Raw genomic sequence first — 1,533 nt, 5'->3', positions numbered from 1 at the left:
ACCACAGGGTCTAAGCCCGTAATTTAGTTTCTTTGCCGACTAATCCGTGCTTCAAATGTATCCAAAATCTTTAAAACAAGGAACTATTACTTTTCTAAGTTAAACCCGAGTCAAGCTGCCATTTCCGTTTTCGCGGCTAATGCCAAATGAGGAATGTCCTTTAACATCTTTTCTTCTTTAAATTCAAATTGCTTTTTACCAATATTAAAGAGAATCCGGATTAGTTTATTACACAAAGCAATAAGAGACTGCATCTTCTTTAATGGATTATCCAGACGTTGAGTATAGTACGCATGTAATGCCTTGAATGCGGAATTCTTGGCAACGAGAATCATACAAACCCTAAATAACAAGGCCCTCAGTTTCTTCCGACCTCTTTTTGTGATGGTCGTTTTTCCTTTGTGCTTACCCGATGTATTCTCTTTTAAGTTTAAGCCTGCCAGCTTGATAATTTGCCGAGGATGATTGTATTCACCTAAATCCCCTACTTCCGCGAAGAAACCGGCGATTGTATCCCTGCCCACACCTTTTATCGCTAACATTTGTGGTACACCTGGTATTTCATCAAGCAGACCATCAATTTTCGAATCTAATTCTTCGAATTGCAACTGAATTAATTCATACTTAGCCAGAATGGTTTTAAGCTCAAGTCTGGCCATATTGGCACCCTGTCTGAGTCCGATGGACTTAGTTGCTGCCCGTTTTAACTCGCGGATTTTGTTTAATCCAACACTCCGGGATACGGATTTTCTCAAATGGACAAGTAGCTCTTGTTCAGTGAATTCAGCTATTTCATGGGGTAAAGCATAGAGCTTTAAGAATTGTAAAGCAGCCTTACCCTCCCATTTCTTAAATACCTTGAGGAATTCCGGAAAATACCGGTCAATCCAGTTGTGTACCTGCCCTTGGACCGTTTGAAGGTCTTCAGTTAAAAGATCGCGTATTTTCTTTGCCACACGGAGTTCTGCATAAACACCTTGCGGTATCGTAGGTTCTGCGTATCTTCCGTCTTTGACCAGTTGGGCTATGACCTTGGCATCTTTCACATCATTCTTCGTAGGTGAGTTATCATCCAATTCCTTGCTTTTCTTGACGTGCAAGGGGTTTACAGCGACAAATTTAATCCCGTTTTCTTTTAAAATATGGGCCAAGTTAAACCAATAATGGCCTGTCGGCTCCATGCCAACCATCACTTTTTCCATTCTCTGTTCTTTTTTGATTTCCGAAATCCATTTAAGAAAATGCTCAATTCCCTCTTTAGTATTTTCAAATTGACACGGGGATCCAAACTCCATTCCCCTGAAATCCTGGGCACGTGCCACATGCTTGAATTTTGCAATATCGACTCCTATAATAAGAGTCTGAGAAGTTATTTGAGCAATCTTCTTATTCTGGTTATAATTCATTTTAAAGCCTCCTGGTATTTGAGATATTTGTCCTTTTTGCTGGCCAGCGTCAGGACTCTCTCATTCTACCAAGAGGTTATTTTTTTGTTCAAACTCCATTTTCTTTCATTACAGGAATGCTGCATCT

General features: G+C 40.1%; 1 protein-coding gene. It reads right to left on the bottom strand.

What is annotated here, in order from left to right; all coding sequences use genetic code 11:
- Positions 1 to 110: 110 nt before the first annotated feature.
- The gene (locus AB5I83_RS23635; RefSeq protein ID WP_448978949.1) at positions 111 to 1,406 is read right to left on the bottom strand and encodes an IS110 family transposase; all 1,296 of its coding nucleotides are present in this window, start codon (positions 1,404 to 1,406) and stop codon (positions 111 to 113) included.
- Positions 1,407 to 1,533 lie beyond the last annotated feature (127 nt).

Source organism: Mesobacillus sp. LC4 (genome assembly GCF_053543455.1).
This window is presented reverse-complemented; position numbering and strand designations above follow the sequence as displayed.

Bases quoted from the DNA above. Each gene is read 5' to 3' on its own strand.
- AB5I83_RS23635 (WP_448978949.1), bottom strand. From the start codon at position 1,406: ATGAATTATAACCAGAATAAGAAGATTGCTCAAATAACTTCTCAGACT.